At 58.1% G+C, this 16,798-nt stretch carries 14 protein-coding genes and 3 pseudogenes; 7 read left to right on the forward strand and 10 right to left on the reverse strand.

All coding sequences use genetic code 11. The features are described from left to right. Positions 1–786: 786 nt before the first annotated feature. Positions 787–1,122, forward strand: a pseudogene (locus ACSQ87_RS13485) (TonB-dependent receptor plug domain-containing protein); the annotation flags it as partial. A 470-nt stretch (positions 1,123–1,592) separates the two neighbouring features. Then, positions 1,593–1,913, forward strand: a pseudogene (locus ACSQ87_RS13490) (acetoin dehydrogenase dihydrolipoyllysine-residue acetyltransferase subunit); the annotation flags it as partial. Between the two features lie 86 nt (positions 1,914–1,999). Here the strand turns inward: ACSQ87_RS13490 and ACSQ87_RS13495 are convergent. Together ACSQ87_RS13495 and ACSQ87_RS13500 are read right to left on the reverse strand one after the other, a co-directional pair. Next, the gene (locus ACSQ87_RS13495; RefSeq protein WP_223430191.1) at positions 2,000–2,776 is read right to left on the reverse strand and encodes a hypothetical protein; all 777 of its coding nucleotides are present in this window, start codon (positions 2,774–2,776) and stop codon (positions 2,000–2,002) included. Positions 2,777–2,845: 69 nt separating this feature from the next. Next, the gene (locus ACSQ87_RS13500; RefSeq protein ID WP_223430190.1) at positions 2,846–3,511 is read right to left on the reverse strand and encodes a type 1 glutamine amidotransferase; all 666 of its coding nucleotides are present in this window, start codon (positions 3,509–3,511) and stop codon (positions 2,846–2,848) included. A 191-nt stretch (positions 3,512–3,702) separates the two neighbouring features. Here ACSQ87_RS13500 and ACSQ87_RS13505 point away from each other — a divergent pair, with 191 nt between their 5' ends. Next, positions 3,703–4,611 (forward strand): LysR family transcriptional regulator, encoded by a 909-nt coding sequence (locus tag ACSQ87_RS13505; protein ID WP_223430189.1) that lies wholly within the window; start codon positions 3,703–3,705, stop codon positions 4,609–4,611. On the opposite strand, the gene ACSQ87_RS13510 is transcribed toward ACSQ87_RS13505, so the two are convergent. After that, positions 4,608–5,963: an amidase gene (locus tag ACSQ87_RS13510; protein ID WP_223430188.1), complete on the reverse strand. Its 1,356-nt coding sequence runs from the start codon at positions 5,961–5,963 to the stop codon at positions 4,608–4,610. The two genes, ACSQ87_RS13505 and ACSQ87_RS13510, sit on opposite strands and share 4 nt — an antisense overlap. 13 nt (positions 5,964–5,976) lie before the next feature. Continuing rightward, entirely contained in the window at positions 5,977–7,308 is a 1,332-nt protein-coding gene (locus ACSQ87_RS13515; protein ID WP_223430187.1) for an MFS transporter, read from the reverse strand. 211 nt (positions 7,309–7,519) lie between these two features. Here ACSQ87_RS13515 and ACSQ87_RS13520 point away from each other — a divergent pair, with 211 nt between their 5' ends. Beyond that, positions 7,520–8,557 carry a LacI family DNA-binding transcriptional regulator gene (locus ACSQ87_RS13520; protein WP_223430186.1) on the forward strand — a complete coding sequence of 346 codons (1,038 nt, stop codon included), beginning with the start codon at positions 7,520–7,522 and terminating at the stop codon, positions 8,555–8,557. A 50-nt stretch (positions 8,558–8,607) separates the two neighbouring features. Here ACSQ87_RS13520 and ACSQ87_RS13525 read toward each other — a convergent pair whose 3' ends face one another. The 3 genes from ACSQ87_RS13525 to ACSQ87_RS13535 form a co-directional block, all read right to left on the reverse strand. Then, entirely contained in the window at positions 8,608–9,228 is a 621-nt protein-coding gene (locus tag ACSQ87_RS13525; RefSeq protein ID WP_223430185.1) for a glutathione S-transferase family protein, read from the reverse strand. Positions 9,229–9,326: 98 nt separating this feature from the next. After that, positions 9,327–10,208 (reverse strand): NmrA family NAD(P)-binding protein, encoded by an 882-nt coding sequence (locus ACSQ87_RS13530; protein WP_223430184.1) that lies wholly within the window; start codon positions 10,206–10,208, stop codon positions 9,327–9,329. Between the two features lie 58 nt (positions 10,209–10,266). Further along, entirely contained in the window at positions 10,267–10,908 is a 642-nt protein-coding gene (locus tag ACSQ87_RS13535) for an HD domain-containing protein (protein WP_150655705.1), read from the reverse strand. 105 nt (positions 10,909–11,013) lie between these two features. Here ACSQ87_RS13535 and ACSQ87_RS13540 point away from each other — a divergent pair, with 105 nt between their 5' ends. Next, positions 11,014–12,057, forward strand: coding sequence for a GlxA family transcriptional regulator (locus ACSQ87_RS13540; protein ID WP_411741485.1), 1,044 nt, complete (start codon positions 11,014–11,016; stop codon positions 12,055–12,057). Between the two features lie 282 nt (positions 12,058–12,339). After that, entirely contained in the window at positions 12,340–13,212 is an 873-nt protein-coding gene (locus ACSQ87_RS13545) for a DNA/RNA non-specific endonuclease (protein ID WP_223430182.1), read from the forward strand. Positions 13,213–13,353: 141 nt separating this feature from the next. Here the strand turns inward: ACSQ87_RS13545 and ACSQ87_RS13550 are convergent, their stop codons facing one another. Next, complete coding sequence (locus ACSQ87_RS13550) at positions 13,354–14,130, reverse strand: nucleotidyltransferase domain-containing protein (RefSeq protein ID WP_223430181.1); 777 nt, start codon at positions 14,128–14,130, stop codon at positions 13,354–13,356. A 106-nt stretch (positions 14,131–14,236) separates the two neighbouring features. Further along, the gene (locus ACSQ87_RS13555) at positions 14,237–14,719 is read right to left on the reverse strand and encodes a GNAT family N-acetyltransferase (protein ID WP_436275088.1); all 483 of its coding nucleotides are present in this window, start codon (positions 14,717–14,719) and stop codon (positions 14,237–14,239) included. 163 nt (positions 14,720–14,882) lie between these two features. Between ACSQ87_RS13555 and ACSQ87_RS13560 the strand changes: the two are divergent. Next, a pseudogene (locus ACSQ87_RS13560) lies at positions 14,883–14,993 on the forward strand (hypothetical protein); the annotation flags it as partial. A gap of 174 nt (positions 14,994–15,167) precedes the next feature. On the opposite strand, the gene ACSQ87_RS13565 reads toward ACSQ87_RS13560, so the two are convergent. Continuing rightward, positions 15,168–16,301, reverse strand: coding sequence for an aminotransferase class V-fold PLP-dependent enzyme (locus ACSQ87_RS13565; protein ID WP_223430180.1), 1,134 nt, complete (start codon positions 16,299–16,301; stop codon positions 15,168–15,170). Positions 16,302–16,798: the final 497 nt, after the last annotated feature.

Consider the following 16,798-nt stretch of genomic DNA (forward strand, 5'->3'; position numbering starts at 1 on the left):
CCTTGCTGCTGGACGGGGCAGACCCGTTCATGTGCCATTTGCCATATTCGGATGCGAAAACAATCCGCGGCATTCGGTGTCTGGCTCGTGTGACTTCTTGAACCATCCACGGCAGAGCCTCGGGTTCCCGTAAAGCCGGGACTCGCGGCGTACAATCATCGAGTGTTTGTTCGACGGCAAATCAAGTTGCTGGTCTGTGCATTTCGATACGGGCCCGGTACGCAATGATTGCCACAAGCAGCGCAACGTACAGGCAGGTGCAACCACGGTTTCGAAGCTTATCCGCTGCTTGTCGTGTCGGTTAAGCAAGTCGACAACAGGGGCGATATCAAAATGATACCGTCAATTTTTTGAATTGTCCAAGAGTTGTTTCGAGAATTTTCATTGGAAACAACCCAGTGGCGCCATAAAAATGGCGTTTCGCGCTCAAAGCACCCCTCAAGCAAGTCCGGTATTGAGTCCATTCCTGTTTCTGGAATAAAAGAAACCCCTTGGATTTCAATGGGTCGGACGCTAGATGCGAGTCTCGTTTCCCGCTCCAAATATAGAAAAATCGCCACTCATTGAGTGGCGCCTTTTTTGCGCGGGCGACAGACGAAAAAAGGACTTTTAGCTCATTAGCGCCATCAGTTGGGGGGCCTCGAGTACGCTAATCGCTCAGTTCAAGGTGCACCTGTTCCAGTCACAAGTTGCGCAAGTAGGCCATGGGCGCAAGAGAATGAAGCCGGGCAGGCGCCAACCGAAACAACGAGCACCATGACGCTGCCCGAGCAGTCGATTGTGGGTATGCAGACCGAGGCGCCAACCGTGTCGGTGGGGACCAAGGTACCGTTGCGTCTTCGCGAAGTGCCGCAGACCATCAACGTGATCGGCCAGGAACGTATCCAGAAGCAGAACCTCTATACCCTCGAGGATGCCCTGGGCAAGGTCGGCGGTGTCACCGTGCAGCGTATCGACGCCAGCCGCTTGAGTTTTTTCTCCCGTGGCTTCGAGATCACCTCGTTGCAGCTGGACGGCACGCCGACCACCATGGACAACCGGATTTTCCTTTCACCTGATCTGACGATGTATGACCGCGTCGAAGTGCTCAAGGGACCGTCCGGCAGCCTGACAGGCGCCGGCGGCCCCGGCGGCAGTATCAACCTGGTGCGCAAACGCCCGTTGGCCGAGGCGGCGGTATCGGCTGAAATCAGTGCCGGCTCCTGGGACGACTATCGAGGCATGGTCGACGTCACCGGCCCGTTGACCGACAGCGGCAACGTGCGTGGACGCCTTGTGCTCAGCGATCGCAAGCAAGGTTTCTACTACGACGGTGGCGGTAAACGCGAGTCGAACCAGATCTATGGCGTCGTCGACATAGACCTGACGCCAGACACCGTCTGGACCCTCGGTGCAAGCAATCAGAATACCGATATCCAAGGCGCCCAGCGCTCCCTGCCTGCCTATCGCTACACCAACGTTGCTGGTGAAGCCGCCATGTCGCTGCCGGATGTTTCGCGCAAGAATTTCTACGGCGCGGACTGGAACCGCGATTACTTCTGGAGCACTGCGGTGTTCACCGAAGTCGAGCACCAGTTGGGTGACGGCTGGAAAACCCCGAGCTGGTCAACCGGCAGATGCTCGAAGACATGCTCAAGTACAAGCGCCTGGAAGGAGTGGGCGCGGCCCTGCGCCTGCTGGTTTCAGGCTTGTTCAAAGAAGGACGGCAACAGCTCGATCTGCGCGGCGTGGTGCAGGACGGCGGGCTGCCAGCGTTGCTGATCTGGGGCAGTGACGACGCGATTATTCCGGTGAGCCACAGCGCCGGGCTGAAGGCCCAGGTCGAGGTCCTGCCAGGTCAGGCGCACATGGTGCAGATGGAAGCGGCCGAGCAGGTCAACCGATTGATTCTGGATTTTGTGCAACAGCACTGATGCCCCCTCCTGGCGGCATCTCGCGGGGCGCCAGGACCAACGATTTCAAGGAGATTTCGCTATGCTGATTTACGACGGTGGGGCTGTCACGGATCGGGCACACAGCGCCAACCGCCAGCTGGAATGAATGTGCCGAGTGAAGACATGACGGCTTCATTGGTGAAAATATCCGGGGCAAACGGGTCCACCGATGATGGCAGCAGGCATTGGCCAGTTTTGGCGGGGAGCGTTGAGCACTCGATTTTCCATGGAGTTTCTCCGGCGTGATGCCGGCCAAAAGACAGTTCGCAGGCGAACAGGGAAACAGGGTTTATTGAGCTTTCGGGTTGGCTGAACGTTTCGCGCAAATGAGGGCCCGGTGTCAGCGGTGTGGGACGGCTGGCGGCGAACAGAAAATAGTCCCCGGCCAATAGCAGACAGCCCTGACGCGATGGTTCATTCATCGCTTGCAACCATTGGCCACGACAAGCGACGAGGGAGTCGGGCAAGCGATCCCAAATTTCGTAGTAACTTTCGTCCAGAGCGGTTTCGATCAGGCACTCACTGGTTTCAAAGTGCATGCGACCAATGTCTTCAGCCCCACTGGCCGGCTGATAGTCCATTTTGCGATGCCATTGGCAAATGTCGGCGTCTATCTGGGTCACCCCGGCGAAACCTTTCTGTTCACACATCGCCAGATGATGAGAGTGGCTGAGATCTTCGAGCGCCAGACTTGGGAGCGGATTGGAGGGGATTCGCAGGTCGGCAAACAGTCGCGGTGTCTGTAGCCAATACACGGCCGTTTCGCTGTCCGAACGCCCTGAGCGGTACTGGATCAAACGCCGCTTCCATACGCCGAAGTAACATTGCGCAACCTTATGCATAGATATTCCCTGTGTTACGCGTCGCGTTTGGTTATCCACCTGTCTTCATCGACTCAGTGGTGTCCCCCCTCACTTCGACCATGACGCCGACCAACGATCGAGTAATCCGAAGAACCACTGATGCATACGGGCGTAACAGGCTTCATCCGAAGTTGAGGGCATAGGTAGTGGCGACTCGGCAGCAAAACGGCGGTTGAGTGCATTCACAATCTGCGGCGTCCATTCCGGGTGAAACTGCAGTCCAATCATCCCATCGCCGACAGAGTAAGCCTGATTCTCCCAGTCTGATCCCCTGGCCAGATGCCTGGCCCCAGCCGGCAGCGCAAAACCGCGTTCGTGCCACTGCAGCACCTGCATGTAATGCCCGCCATTCTCACCATCCCCTATGAACTCTACCTCGCACCATCCCCCCTCAGGGTGGTCGATGGGGGCAACCTGCGCCCCGAGCCGATCAGCGAGCAGTTGCCCGCCCAGGCAGATACCGAGCACCGGCTTGGCCTTGCGCAGCAAGTTGCCAAGCCAGACCTTTTCTTGCTCCAGCCAAGGTGGGCAATCCGCCCCTACCACATTGAATGGACCTCCCAACAACACGTAGGCATCGTAGTCTTCGTGCGTCGGCAACAGCCCTAGATCACCGCGAAACAGTTCGATGGCGACATCACGACCCAGAGCCCAATCGGCCAGGGCGCCAGGGCCTTCTTCTGCCAGATGCTGAATGCAAGCGATCTTCTTCATGTGGCGTTCCCAAAAATAGCCAATACGAACTCCAAAGCGTGCATAGCAAACTCCTTACCGCAGGTCGGGACAAAGTGGATTATGCGTATCGGACCAAGCATCGCCTCTCCTTGCCGAGGCAAAAAACGTTCGCTATTCTCCGTCATCAAACTTGCTTTTCAATCCACGAATATTCAACAATTATTGAACAAATGGAAACATTCGATCTAGCGACCCTGCGCCAATTCCTGGCCCTTGCGCGCCACCAAAACCTGTCCGATGCCGCTTCGGAACTGCACCTGAGCCCGAGTACTCTGTCCAAGGGGCTGAAGAGACTGGAACAAGCCTTGCAGACCACGCTGTTCGACCGCCAAGGGCGCAATCTGCGCTTGAATGCCGACGGCGCGCGATTGCTTGATCGGGCTGCAGCGCTGATGGCCAATGCCGATCAGATGCGTAGTGAGTTTCTGGGGACTCGCGGTAGTTTCCACTGCCGGATCTCCGGGCCGGCGCTGTTGCAGTTGAATTGGGGACGGCGCATAGCCAGTTTGATCGGCGAACGCTTTCCCGGTGCTCAAGTGGCTTTCGGCAACGAGAAGGAAGACGAAGCGCTCAGTGCCTTGGCCCGCGGTGAGGCGGATCTGGCACTGGTGACCACGGCAGCGCTAGGGGCTCTCGACCCGCGCCATATCGCACTGAACATCGGACTGACCCGCTTTGAAGTGGCCGTCGGCGCAAACCACCCGCTCACCCTCGCAGGCAACGGCCCATGCGCCACGGTGACCGAGGTTCTGAAATACCCCTTCGTGGTACCTGCACAGCCGCCGTTTCGCGGGCTGCAAGGTGGGCCGGCCACCGACGGCTGGCGTGACGATCAGCAACCGCGCATCATCCGTTACCGCAGCGATGACCTTCTTTTGGTTGATGGCCTTGTACGCGCGGGTTTGGCTCTGGCCTATCTACCGGACTATGCGCTGGCCGAACTTCAGCTGTTACGGCTCGATCTGACTGACAACCCGTTCTCCTGCACCCAACAGGTGGTGCTGGTTTATCGCCCCAGCACCGCCAGCGGTTGGCTCAATTATGTGGTTGAGGCGATGAAGTCCGAGGCGGTTACCTAGTCCCGCACGAATCGCTGCGCCATCACCCGCAACAAACGATCATCCTCTCCCGCGGCGCCAATCACCTGCAGCCCCACAGGCAGTCCCCTCAACAGTCCCACCGGCAGGCTGATCGCAGGCAGCCCGGTGAGATTCCAGGCACTGGTATGGCTGAGCAACGCGGCGCGCACATCGATGTCCTGCTCACCAACCCGAACCTCGCGCGCATCGACCGCTGTCGCGGTAATCGGCACGCTGGGCGAGACAAGAAAGTCATAGCGCTCGAACAAGCGCGCCATCGCCTCCTTGAGCCGTGCTTGGCTGGCTTGTGCGCGGATGTATTGCCAGCCCCTGACTTCACGCGACAATTCGAGGCGCTCGCGCACCTCCTGCTCGAACGTGTGCGGTGCATCCTGCATGCGTTCGGCATGCACATCGAAGGCCTCGGCGCGTTGCAGCACCAGCAGCGTGTCTTTCATTTCGGCCACCAACGGCTCGAGTTCAGCAGTATCCTGCAGCGCCTCGCCAAATAGCCGCTGCGCCGCCTGGAATACCTGCCGATCCAGCTCGGCGTCGACTGGGCCGAAGCTGCCGGTGGTGATCCAGCCAACCCGCAACGGTCGAGGGCTGGCCATCGGCGCACAAACTCGCCCAGCCACCACTTCGAACAGTAGTCGCGCATCCTCGACGTGGTTGGCGATCGGGCCCACGTGGTCGAGGCTCGACGACAGCGGGAACACCCCCTCCAGCGGCACGCTGGCAAACGATGGCTTGAAGCCGACCACTGCGCACAACGCCGCCGGAATCCGGATAGATCCGCCGGTGTCGGTGCCCAGCGCCAGTGGCACCATGCCGCTGGCCACCGCCGCGGCGCTGCCGGCGCTGGAGCCGCCAGTGATGCAACTGGCATCCCAGGGGTTACGTGCCGCGCCTTGCAGCGAGCGGTCGCCGGTCGGGCCGTAGGCGAATTCGTGGGTCAAGGTCTTGCCGACAATGACCGCACCCGCCTCGCGCAGGCGCTGCACGCACAGCGCATCGCGGCTCGGCTTGAAGCCTGCGAAATGCGCCGAACCGTAGGTGGTGACGTGGTCGAACGTGTCGATATTGTCTTTGACCGCCACCGGTATGCCATGCAGCGGGCCCAGGTCCAGCCCCTGGGCAAACAGCTCGTCGGCCTTGCGCGCCTGGGCCAGTGCCACGGGTGCATCGACATGAACGAAGGCGTTCAAGGTCGGATTCAGGCGCTCGATGTTGTCCAGGGCTGCTTGGGTCAGCTCGACGCTCGTCAGGCTGCCCGCGCGCAGGCGCTCGGCCAGCGCGATGACCGATTGACCAAAAAAAGATCCAACGTGAACAGGCTTCGCCAGGCTCATACAAACAACTCCATCAAACTGCTGCGGCTAAAGGGGAAGGGCTGGTTTGCCGGCTGCCGGGACGCACCATCAGCATCGCGCTCATGCCCAGTGCAGTGGCTACCGCCGCTGCCACGAACATCGACGAGTAGCCATAACGCACGGTCAGGTAGCCGGTCAGCATTGGCGCGATGAACGAAGCGGTGTTGGCGATGAAATGGGTCATGCCGCTGTAGGCACCGACCCGGTTGGACGGCGCGGTGTCGATCACCACGGCCCAGTAAACCGAGTTGGGCAGCGCGTTGAGGGCGTTGGCAAGGGTCATCAGGGCAATCACGCCCCACACGGTCTGGGCCTGCGATACCAGTATGAAACAGAGCGTGGTCAACAGCAGGCAGGTCGCGGCCAGCCAGCTGCGTGCCACCTTCAGGTTGCCGGTGCGGCGCAACAGCAGGTCAGAGAGCTTGCCGCCCAGTAGCACGGTGAAGCAGGCGCCGGTCCACGGAATCATGCCCATGTACCACAGCGACGACAGGTTGTAGTGGAACTCGTCCTGCAGGTATTTGGGGGTCCAGGTCAGCAGCAGGAACGTCACGTACACGAACGAGAAGTAGCCGACCGCATTGAGTATCAGGTCCTTGTTCTTGAAGAAATGCCATACCGGCGCAACGCTGGTGGTCGGGGTTGAAGCATTGGCTGCCGCGGCGCGTTCCCGTCGCAGGAAGTCGAGCTCGGCCTTGGACACCCGCGGGTTCTCATCGGGGGTGTTGGTGAAGCGCGTCATGAAGAAAATCAGCAGCGCCAGGCTGACCACGCCCAGCACCACGAACATGCTGCGCCAGCCGCCAGTCAGGGTTTGCAGACCTACCGCTACCGGAGCGGTGAGCAGCGCGCCCAGTGGTGTGCTGAGCAGTCCAACCGAGACCACGAAGCCGCGCTCTTTGGGCGTGGCCCAGTTGGCCACGCTTTTGTTGATCACCGAGTAGGCCGGGCCTTCGGCAAAGCCGAACAGCACGCGGATAGTGGCGAAACCGGCCATGGCCGAGCCTCCCATGAAGGCCAGCCCGAGGTCACCGGCAAATGCGGTGGCAATCTCGAAAATCGACCAGGTGGCCCCCGCAATCAGCCAGATGCGCTTGGCGCCAAAGCGGTCGGCCAGGATGCCGCCGATCAACGCCCCGAGGATGTAGCCATAACCGAAGTAACCCAGGACTTTGCCCCAGTCGGCCTTGTCGAAACCGTACTCCGGGAGAATGCTCGCCGAGGCATAGGCAATCGCGCCGCGGTCAATGTAGTTGAGCAGTGCCATCAGCATGATCAGGAAGAAAATCTGGTAGCGGAAAGACGGAATAGCTGCGCTCTTCATAGGGATCTGACTCTTCAAAATGATGGCAGAAGTCAAAAAGTCGGCCGCGTCCGGCGTATTTTTATTGTGTTACCCAAACGTTTGGGTAAGCGAAATGTAGATACGGAAAAAGTTTTAGTCAATCGTTTGGGTAAAGGTTTATTTTCCGGGAAGAGGGCACGGTTGAGGTAGAATCGCGCGCTGAATAATGCACGGTGGAAGACTCTCAAACATGCCGAATGAATCTCGCCCCGCCACCTTGAAGTCCATGGCGACTGCACTCGGGTTGCACGTCTCCACGGTGTCGCGGGTGCTCAATGGCGATCCGACCGGGGTCGAGCGAGCGGCGTCGGCTGAGGTGGTGGCGCGGATCCGCGCACTGGCCAAGGAGCTGGATTATCGGCCGAACACGCAGGCATCCAACCTGAAATTGCGCAAAAGTCAGGAGATCTGCGTACTCATGCCACGCCTCACCGACCTGGTGATGGCGACCATTTATGACAGCATCGACAGCGCGGCGGAGGAGGCCGGCTACCTCACGTTCGTCTCCAATACCGACGACCTGCAGCCGCGCCAACTGGCACGTGCCGAGCACGCCTTGCGCCGCTCAGTGGCCGGGCTGATCGTGGGTGACTCGCACGTGGGTGAAAGCCAGCCCCTACTCGATCTGCTCGCACGCAAGCACATTCCCTACGTGCTGGTCAGCCGGCAGATTGCAGGACACCTCTCGGCGGCCAGCGACGACGAATTGGGCGGCTGGTTGGCGGCCGAACATTTGTATCAACTGGGCTGTCGCGATGTGGCGATCCTGGCGGGTGAACGGCATGCGTCCACCGGGGCTGATCGTACCCGCGGGTTCATCCGCTATTACCGTGAGCAAGGCGTCGCCCTGCGCCCGGAGTGGATCCTCAATGGTCCTTTTGACAGCCACACCGGACACCAACAAGGCGAGTATCTGTTGGGGCTCAACCCACGCCCACAGGCGTTTTTCGCGGTCAACGACTTCCTTGCCATTGGCCTGATGGGCGCCGCCCGCGACAAAGGGTTGCAGCCGGGCAGGGACATTGCCGTCGTCGGCTTCAACGACATCCCGCTAGCCAATGAACTCATCGTTCCACTGACCAGCGTGCGCCTGCAGATGGCACAGATGGGGCGGCATGCGGTTGAGTTGCTGCTCAAGCGCATCAAGGGCGAGGCCGCAGAGTCCATCATCCTTGCGCCGCAGTTGCAGGTGCGGGCGAGTTCCTCGCTCTTGCGCCGCGTTGATTGAGGGGCGGCTGCACGGCCCTTCGCCACACAATAAGGTCTGCCGGGTAGCACTTAGTGATTTTGGAACGCTTTCAATCCTCGCTGTACTGCGGGCCTGGCTTCGATCGCGTCGAACCAGCGTGATAAGCGTGAAAGCACTGCCCAATCCAGCCGGTCACGAATTGATGCCGCAATGGTGAAAGCAGAGATGTCCGCCATGGAAAACTGATCTCCGGCCATAAAGTCTCCGGTAAGAAACCGTTCTGCATAGACAAGTTGTTCAATGACGCGCAGATCGATGACGGTGGCCGCATCGATTAATCCCGCTTGGCGCAGGAAAAATGCCGCATGGCTGGGCCCGATTACGTCCGTTACGAAAAAGAAGTAACGATCAAACACCCTGTCGCGCTCTGGTCCGGGATGCGCCGGTGCGAGTCGACCGGGAGCTTTGGCATCAGCGAACTGAATGATGGCGTTTGATTGGTTGATGACCCGTGCCGGTGTCGACGTATGGTCGACCAGGTTTGGGACTTTTCCTGCCGGATTAAGCGCCAGGTACGCCAAGTCGCGCTGCTCATTCGCTTGCAGATTCAGTCTCCGTGCCGTGTAGGGGATACCTGCTTCTTCCAAGGCTATCGCAGCCCTCAGACTGTTGCCGGTTTGAGCGCCATACAGCTCGATTTTTGGGTTCATCAGGCACTCCATTGGAAATGAATGGACAATCATTGGATGCTAAGTGAAAAGCGACGTACGCGTATGTCTTCAAGACCAAGCGCATACGCCCATAGTGATCACACCTCGAATGCTTGCCGGTTTGCGCGTACGAAGTCACCCACCGTTTGAGGCGCTTGTCCGGTGATTTGGCCAATAACCCCGTCCTCACCGCTAAAGATTCCGTTCTGGTAATCGATCGCGACTGCGAGGAAGTGCTGGATCACAAACTCCGGCAGATCGTAGGTCTCCAGATGCTGGCGATACTCTTCCAGGGTCGAAGGGCTGTAGGTGATGGTGCGGCCTGTGATGCCGCTGATTTCGTCGGCAATCTCTTGATGGTTCAGCTCGACAGGGCCGTACAACGGATAGGTTTTCCCGATATGGCCAGACGGCTGTGTGAGAACGGCGGCGATCAGTCGCGCCTGGTCTTCAGCGGCGATGGGTGCATGTCGGCCGGTGCCGTATGGCAGCGTGATCTTGTTCTCTTTCACGATCTGATCAAGCACCCACGGAAAGATCAGCCACTCGGAAAAGAACGTCGGACGGATGTGCACGGTGGGTACGCCCGACCAGTCGAGTACACGTTCCGCAATCCAGTGGTCGCGCGCGGCGTGACTCAAAGAGTCTTCCCGAGCAGAAATCTGCGACATCTCCACAACGACCTCGACGCCGGCTCGCCGGGCTGCATCGGCAAAGTAGGCAGTTGCCTGAATGTAGCCAGGACGCACGGGATAGCACAGGTAGGCGCCTGTGACCCCCTCCATCGCACGAATAATGTCGTCATGTTCAAGGAGATCGCCCACAAATATTTCGGCACCTTCGCTCTGGAGCGCTGCACTGCGCTCGTCCTCCTGGTGCACAAAAGCCCGAACCGCATGACCTCCGTCGAGAAGGTGGCGAATGGTGTAGGCGCCGGTTTTTCCCGTAGCGCCGGTGACGAGGTATTTACGTTGCTGCATGGTGAATACTCCAAAGTAAAGGAACACACATTGCTCGCGCCGATATCACGTATCGCCGTCAGCTATCGAAAGGAGCGTGATCAATCAGGTCGCACACATTCGGGCAATCGAACCCGTGCACGTGACGACGTCCGACATCCGCGAGCCCGGTGCCAATCGCCGTGTGAGGTTTCTTCCGGGCCACTTCAGCGACTGCTTGGGTAAACGCGGCTTTCATTCCAATGCGCGGGTAGAGGGCCAGCGTATCCTCGACCAGCGATGGCGTGATTTCCTCCAGCCGTAATCCCATCACGTCGACATGGGCGCCCATGTAGATCAGGGCGATCTCTGGCTGTTTGCGGTCGGCGATGCCGGCGCTGGAGTGAAGTGCGATCGCATCCCAAACCAGCTCGGCTTTCGATTCCGGGTAACCGTTTTCCAGCAGGAAGCGGCTGGCAGCGTCGGCGCCGTCGACTTCAAAACGTTGGTCGGCTGCAAATTCGTACGTCAGACCCAGGTCGTGCAGCAATGCGGCGAGATAGACGGCCTCGCGGTCGTATTTCAGGCCTCGCTGCTGGCCGAGGAATTCGGCAAACCACCACGTGCGATGCACATGGTGCAGGAGCACTGTCGAGTGAACGCGTTCGACGAGGAAGGAGGCCTTGCGAGCGAGTTCAGAGTCTGGAGCGCTGAAGCCGCCGATGATCACAGGTGTACTCATGTTTGCTCCCGGGGGATGAAGTGGGCTCGCCGTTCATTCTAAATAGTTGCAATTGGCAAAATTGACTATATTAAGATGATTTGTGCCAATATCCGTGCCAGGCCAATGCGGGAGATCGCTGTGAAAATAACGACGAAATCAAACCATTCCTTTGTCGGCGTGAGGCAAAAACGAGTGGTGATCTTGGGTTTGCCGCCCGTGGACTCGCTTGACGTGATCGGCCCGGCAGAGGTGTTCGCCTATGCAAACAACCTGCACCGCGGCGACTCTGCTCCCTATGTACTTGAGCTCGTTTGCGCGGGCGCCAATGAACACCTGGAAAGCAGCACCGGCATCGCACTCATGGCGCACAAGACGCTTGAACAGGAGCGTCTTGAAAACAAGGCGATCGATACGTTGATCGTGACGTCGGGCTGGAAAGCCATGGATCAGCTGGATCAGACGGCCATCGAGTGGATCCGCACGCGAGCCAAAAATGTCAGGCGTGTGTGCTCGATCTGTGTCGGGGCCTTCGCCTTGGCCGAAACAGGGCTTTTGGACGGTCGAAAGGCAACAACCCACTGGCGGATGGCGCGCAGCCTGGCCGATCGTTATCCCAACGTGCAGGTGGATCCCGACCCGATTTGGGTCAAGGACGGCAACCTGTACACCTCGGCAGGCATCTCGGCGGGAATCGATCTTGCGCTCGCATTGGTCAGCGAAGACCTGGGTGACGACATCGCTTTGGAGATCGCGAAAAATCTGGTTCTGTTTCTGCGACGTCCAGGCGGCCAGGCACAGTTCAGCGTCGCACTCCAGGCGCAGCATGCGACAGGTTCGAACCTGGATGAGTTATGCGTATGGATCAGTGAACATCTACATTCGGAGCTTTCGGTCGAGATACTTGCAGACAGGCTCGCCACCAGTGTGAGGACCTTGATTCGCATGTTTCAGAGGGAGTTCAAGACAACGCCTGCGAAGTACGTCGAGGACGTCCGGGTCGAAGCGGCCTGTCGGCAAATAGAGCTGGGAAGGCGGTCGATGGAAGAGGTTGCGCGCCGATGCGGCTACCACAGTGTCGACGTGCTCAGAAAAGCCTTCGTGCGACGCATGGGGGTGAGTCCAAAGGAGTACGCACAACGTTTCGCGCCGGTTAACGAGCCCGCTTAGGCATGCCCAATGGTCATGAGCTTGCTCGAGCGGGCTGCTGATTCATTTGAGTCAGTAGAATGTAAACGCTGCTCAGCACTTATGTGACTTGTCATGGTCAATAAATCCCGCACGACCGCCAACGGTCGTACTGCTCGGAGCCGACCGGATCCGCATTGGCATTTTGATCAAGGACAGTGAAAGCATGCTCGCCGCAAGATAATCAGCAACCGCCTCCACCTGGTTCCGTGAATCGGGACTCGCCGTACGTTTACCCCTCAATTCAATTCGAAGATTAAAAGCATGCACCTACGCAAAATTGCAGTTGGGCTGTCAGCCCTTGTTTTGCTCTCGACCGGGGCAGAAGCCCGCAGTCTGCTGGATCTCCTTAAGCCGCCCACCCAGCATCAGGAACAAGCGTCCCACTCGGGCTCGATCAGCCAGAACGCGGCCCTGGAACTCTATTCAAACAAACAGAAACAGGCATCGTTTGACGGCTGCGCAGAGCTGTTCCCGGCTGCGAAACCGATCAACATGGCCACAGTGCCTGCAACCATGAAACCCTTGGCCCTGTGCTCTGACAACTTCGCGGTGCTGTACTCGCAAACCAGCAGGACGCCGCTGGTAGTGGTCGAACGCCTTAATGCCGCCCAACTGCAGGATGCCAAAGGGGAGGAACGCACCAACCAGTTCTACCCGGACCCACGCATCCCCAAGAGTGGGCGGGCAGAGTTGAGCGACTACCGTAGCCAACATCCGGCCGTGGACCGTGGCCATCAATCTCCGGCAGCCGATGCACCAAGCCCCAATGCAATGGCCCAATCCTTTGCGCTGTCGAACATGGTGCCGCAAGACCCAACCAACAACCGGAAGATCTGGAGCAAGGTCGAGGCGGATGTCAGAAAATTTGCCAAGCGAGCCGATGGCAATGTGTTTGTCTTTACCGGCCCGCTCTTTGACTCTGGCCACACCACCATCGGCGACAACAAGGTCTGGGTGCCGACCCGCCTGTTCAAGCTGGTTTACGACGCATCGTCCAAGCGTGCCTGGGCCTACGTACTACCCAACGCTGAAACCCGTATCGAGAAACCGATGGACTATGACGCTTTCGTGAAGAGTACCGGGCTCAACTTGCTGGGAAATCTACCGGTCACAGGTTCCGTAGGGCGCTCTTGATGGCTTAATGAATTGCACCTCAACGGCTGGTGTTGTGCTAGCCATCAAATCGCAGTTGCGCGACGCCTTTTTCAACCCAGTAGCCATACCGCGTGCGGCAACTGCATGCTTTCGTTTCTCGGCATGACCCCATGAAGGAACCTAACCGGTTTCTGAAGCCATCCAGGTTAAAAAATCATGGAGGTGAGTCGTAAACTCTTTTGGTTTCGCATATGGGTTCTTTGCCTGGGACAAGAAAAAAGAGATCTGCATTCTCATACACGGGTGATGCTGAACAAACAGCTCGACATGCTCTTCCAGTGTTTGCGGCCACATCAAGTCCTGTTCAGAGCGAAGCACTTGAGTTGACCGGATGAGTTTGCGCGAGGCTTCGCGTTGCAGGCGTAGGGATTGCGTCGGTGTGGTCGCCTGATCGATAAGATTGGCATACCGGGTCAGTACGGATTCAAAGTCACCATTCACGGCAATGGCAATATCACGCGACGGCTTGAACCGGTCGAAGCGCTTGGCCAGATCATTCCCCCATAAGCAACGACAGTGATGCTTGAGCCAATAACCCCAGCTCAATCGATTCTCAGCCGCCAATACTTCAGAACGACTACCGATGTCGAAATCGATCTTTATGACTTCAGTATGCCGACTTTCCAGCTTGCGCTTTTTTGACTCGAGCATGTCCAGATCCTGCGACGCAGGAGGGCTGTGCAGAACAAGGGTCAGGTCCAGGTCGGAAACTCCCGGTACGGCGTCGCCTCTAGCGACGCTGCCATAAAGATAAATCCCGTCCAGCAGAGGTTCCGACTGAGCGAGCGTCATGCAAACGTCCACCAGCAAAGTCTGAAACTGTGGCTGCACCTCGACGTTGGACACGGTGAGGATATAACCGTCTGCACCAATGCCACGAGGATGGGATCGCTCCATGAAGCCGTCCGTGAGTTGTGTTCAGAAAGGTACTTTAACAGAGCCGATAGTGGCTGCTTCTGGCCCAGAGGGTGTAAAAACGTACGTCGAGGTGCATCACATCCAGCTAGCAAGCTGGGCCAACCGGCGGAACGCTCTGACGAACATAATAATTATCGAATTCACTGCTTTCGACGAATTGGAAGCCATGGCGAGTATAAAAGCGATTCGAAGCGCTTTCTTTGAGAGCACCAACTTTAATAGGGAGCGCAGCCGCATCCGCCTCTTTGAAAATCTGTGTGAGAACAGCAGAGCCTATCCCTGATCCTTGCGCGCTCGGTCTCACATACAAGTGGTCGAGCAAGAGTTCATTGTGGTGATGCTTGACCACTACAAAACCAACCCTCTCTCCAGATACCTCGATGTAGTGTGTGTTGTGGGCTTCAAAACCGCTAAGAAACCGCTCGCGCGCGCGCACTGGATCAAATCGCCCAACACGCTCCAGACTTTCGCGCATAGCCTCAATTCGAATGGCTACAAGATTGTCCAAGTCGCTTTGTTGAGCCAGGACCAAATCGACTGGGGAATTTTGATTGGGTGTGACGGGCATATTTTGCGCTCTAACTACCATCCAGGGATGGCCAGTATAGAGAGCCTGATATGTGGTTCCCAGTTTGGCTTCAACGTCGAATACAGACATCCACCTCAAATGCGAATGAAGGGCTGCCTCTCTGTACTATTATTTTTGCGTATTCATTTACAGGGGGAAGCCAGTGAAACGCTTCATCCAAGGTGAACATCGAGGCCAAGGCACCTTACTTTCCGAAAGCCTCGACGACTACGTCAGCGATACCAACCCGGTGCGCGTAGTCGACGTCTTTGTGGCGCTAACAGCCTAAAAACACACGTGCATGGGCTTTCCCTTGTGGTTCTAACACGACGTCCGGACGACCAGCGTCATATTCGTCGAAGATCAGCGCCATGGGCCGGCAGTGCCCAGGGCAGGATGCCCTCCTGGAATTCACAGGTTCGGTATGTGCTGCGGGCAAGATGAGGGCTTAGTTAACCATCACCTCGTCCAGTGCCTGCTCGAGGGTGCTGACTGTGCGCTCGATATTGTGCAGCTTTTCGAGTCCGAACAGACCGATGCGGAAGGTCTGGAAGTCGGCCGGCTCGTCGCATTGCAACGGCACTCCGGCAGCGATCTGTAGGCCGTGGTCGGCAAATTTCTTGCCGCTTTTGATGTCGGCATCATCGGTGTAGCTCACCACTACGCCAGGGGCCTGAAAGCCGGCTGCGGCCACGCTTTTGATGCCTTTGCCGGTCAACATTGCGCGCACCCGATCGCCCAGAGCCTGTTGTTCGCCGCGGACCTTCTCGAAACCGTAGGCTTGCGTCTCTTTCATCACTTCGTTAAACCGCGCGAGGGAATCGCTGGGCATGGTCGCATGGTAGGCATGTCCGCCCTGTTCGTAGGCCTGCATGATCTGAAGCCACTTTTTCAGGTCGCAGGCGAAGCTGCTGCTATGCGTCTGCTCGATGCGCTCGAGGGCCAAAGAACTGAGCATCACCAGGGCGCAGCAAGGGGAGGCGCTCCAGCCTTTCTGCGGTGCGCTGATCAGCAGGTCGACTGCGCATTTGTGCATATCAACCCAAAGCGTGCCTGAGGCGATGCAGTCCAGCACGAACAGGCCACCCACCGCATGCACGGCGTCGCCGACGGCCCGCAGGTACTCGTCGGGCAGGATAATCCCTGATGAGGTTTCAACGTGGGGGGCGAAGACAATCTGCGGCTTCTGCGCCTGAATGGCCGCCAGCACTTCGTCCAGAGGGGGTGGGGCGTAGGCAGCCTGGCGACCGGTGTCGACCGGTCGGGCTTTCAGCACCGTGGTGGCCGCCGGGATGTTGCCCATCTCAAGGATCTGGCTCCAGCGATAACTGAACCAGCCGTTGCGTATCACCAGACATTGCTGGTCGGTGGCAAACTGTCGCGCCACCGCTTCCATGCCGTATGTGCCGCTGCCCGGGACCACCGCAACAGCCTGGGCGTTGTAGACCTGTTTCAGGGTTCTGGAAATGTTCTTCATCACGCCTTGAAATGACTGCGACATGTGGTTGAGCGAGCGGTCGGTGTAGACCACTGAGTACTCGACCAGCCCCTCAGGATCGATACTGGGATATAGCTTTGACATGGGGTGACTCCTTTGGCAGAGATGTCAGTGGTATCGACCCTGCCCTAAGCCTTGGAAAATGACAAGATTGCTCGGGATTGAATTGCGACTTCTGTCGAGCGGCTGGCATCACCTGTGGGCGGCAACTGGTTCTAGCTGCGCAGATTGCGCACAAGAAATACAACGGTAAAAAGCAGGCAATTACCTATGCACGAGTAAAATGCTGCAACTTCCCCCAGTCCGGTTGAATCCACAGCCGAAAGCTGCCCATCGCGAAATGGTGCAATCGACCGACGCCCTTAAGGTTAGTTAACTCAATCCAGCACCGGGCGCAGGAAAGAGCGTTCATAATTCAGGATAAATCTTCTCTGGGTAGCCTCCGCCACCAATCTGATGCATTCCTCGTCCCGCTCGCCTTCTTTGCGATAGTGAACGTGATCGCACCATGTGAGGATGCGTGCCGCCACCTTCGACACCCGCCTGCGATAGCAGCGTATCCCACTGTATGCGCACGCAAT

It is taken from the genome of Pseudomonas sp. LjRoot277, assembly GCF_964253845.1.
Classification (GTDB): domain Bacteria; phylum Pseudomonadota; class Gammaproteobacteria; order Pseudomonadales; family Pseudomonadaceae; genus Aquipseudomonas.

What these genes read in the sequence shown, in the direction of transcription:
- ACSQ87_RS13495 (WP_223430191.1), bottom strand. Translation starts at nt 2,776, where the DNA reads ATGCATAAGGTTGCGCAATGTTACTTCGGCGTATGGAAGCGGCGTTTG.
- ACSQ87_RS13500 (WP_223430190.1), bottom strand. Translation starts at nt 3,511, where the DNA reads ATGAAGAAGATCGCTTGCATTCAGCATCTGGCAGAAGAAGGCCCTGGC.
- ACSQ87_RS13505 (WP_223430189.1), top strand. Translation starts at nt 3,703, where the DNA reads ATGGAAACATTCGATCTAGCGACCCTGCGCCAATTCCTGGCCCTTGCG.
- ACSQ87_RS13510 (WP_223430188.1), bottom strand. Translation starts at nt 5,963, where the DNA reads ATGAGCCTGGCGAAGCCTGTTCACGTTGGATCTTTTTTTGGTCAATCG.
- ACSQ87_RS13515 (WP_223430187.1), bottom strand. Translation starts at nt 7,308, where the DNA reads ATGAAGAGCGCAGCTATTCCGTCTTTCCGCTACCAGATTTTCTTCCTG.
- ACSQ87_RS13520 (WP_223430186.1), top strand. Translation starts at nt 7,520, where the DNA reads ATGCCGAATGAATCTCGCCCCGCCACCTTGAAGTCCATGGCGACTGCA.
- ACSQ87_RS13525 (WP_223430185.1), bottom strand. Translation starts at nt 9,228, where the DNA reads ATGAACCCAAAAATCGAGCTGTATGGCGCTCAAACCGGCAACAGTCTG.
- ACSQ87_RS13530 (WP_223430184.1), bottom strand. Translation starts at nt 10,208, where the DNA reads ATGCAGCAACGTAAATACCTCGTCACCGGCGCTACGGGAAAAACCGGC.
- ACSQ87_RS13535 (WP_150655705.1), bottom strand. Translation starts at nt 10,908, where the DNA reads ATGAGTACACCTGTGATCATCGGCGGCTTCAGCGCTCCAGACTCTGAA.
- ACSQ87_RS13540 (WP_411741485.1), top strand. Translation starts at nt 11,014, where the DNA reads ATGCGGGAGATCGCTGTGAAAATAACGACGAAATCAAACCATTCCTTT.
- ACSQ87_RS13545 (WP_223430182.1), top strand. Translation starts at nt 12,340, where the DNA reads ATGCACCTACGCAAAATTGCAGTTGGGCTGTCAGCCCTTGTTTTGCTC.
- ACSQ87_RS13550 (WP_223430181.1), bottom strand. Translation starts at nt 14,130, where the DNA reads ATGGAGCGATCCCATCCTCGTGGCATTGGTGCAGACGGTTATATCCTC.
- ACSQ87_RS13555 (WP_436275088.1), bottom strand. Translation starts at nt 14,719, where the DNA reads ATGCCCGTCACACCCAATCAAAATTCCCCAGTCGATTTGGTCCTGGCT.
- ACSQ87_RS13565 (WP_223430180.1), bottom strand. Translation starts at nt 16,301, where the DNA reads ATGTCAAAGCTATATCCCAGTATCGATCCTGAGGGGCTGGTCGAGTAC.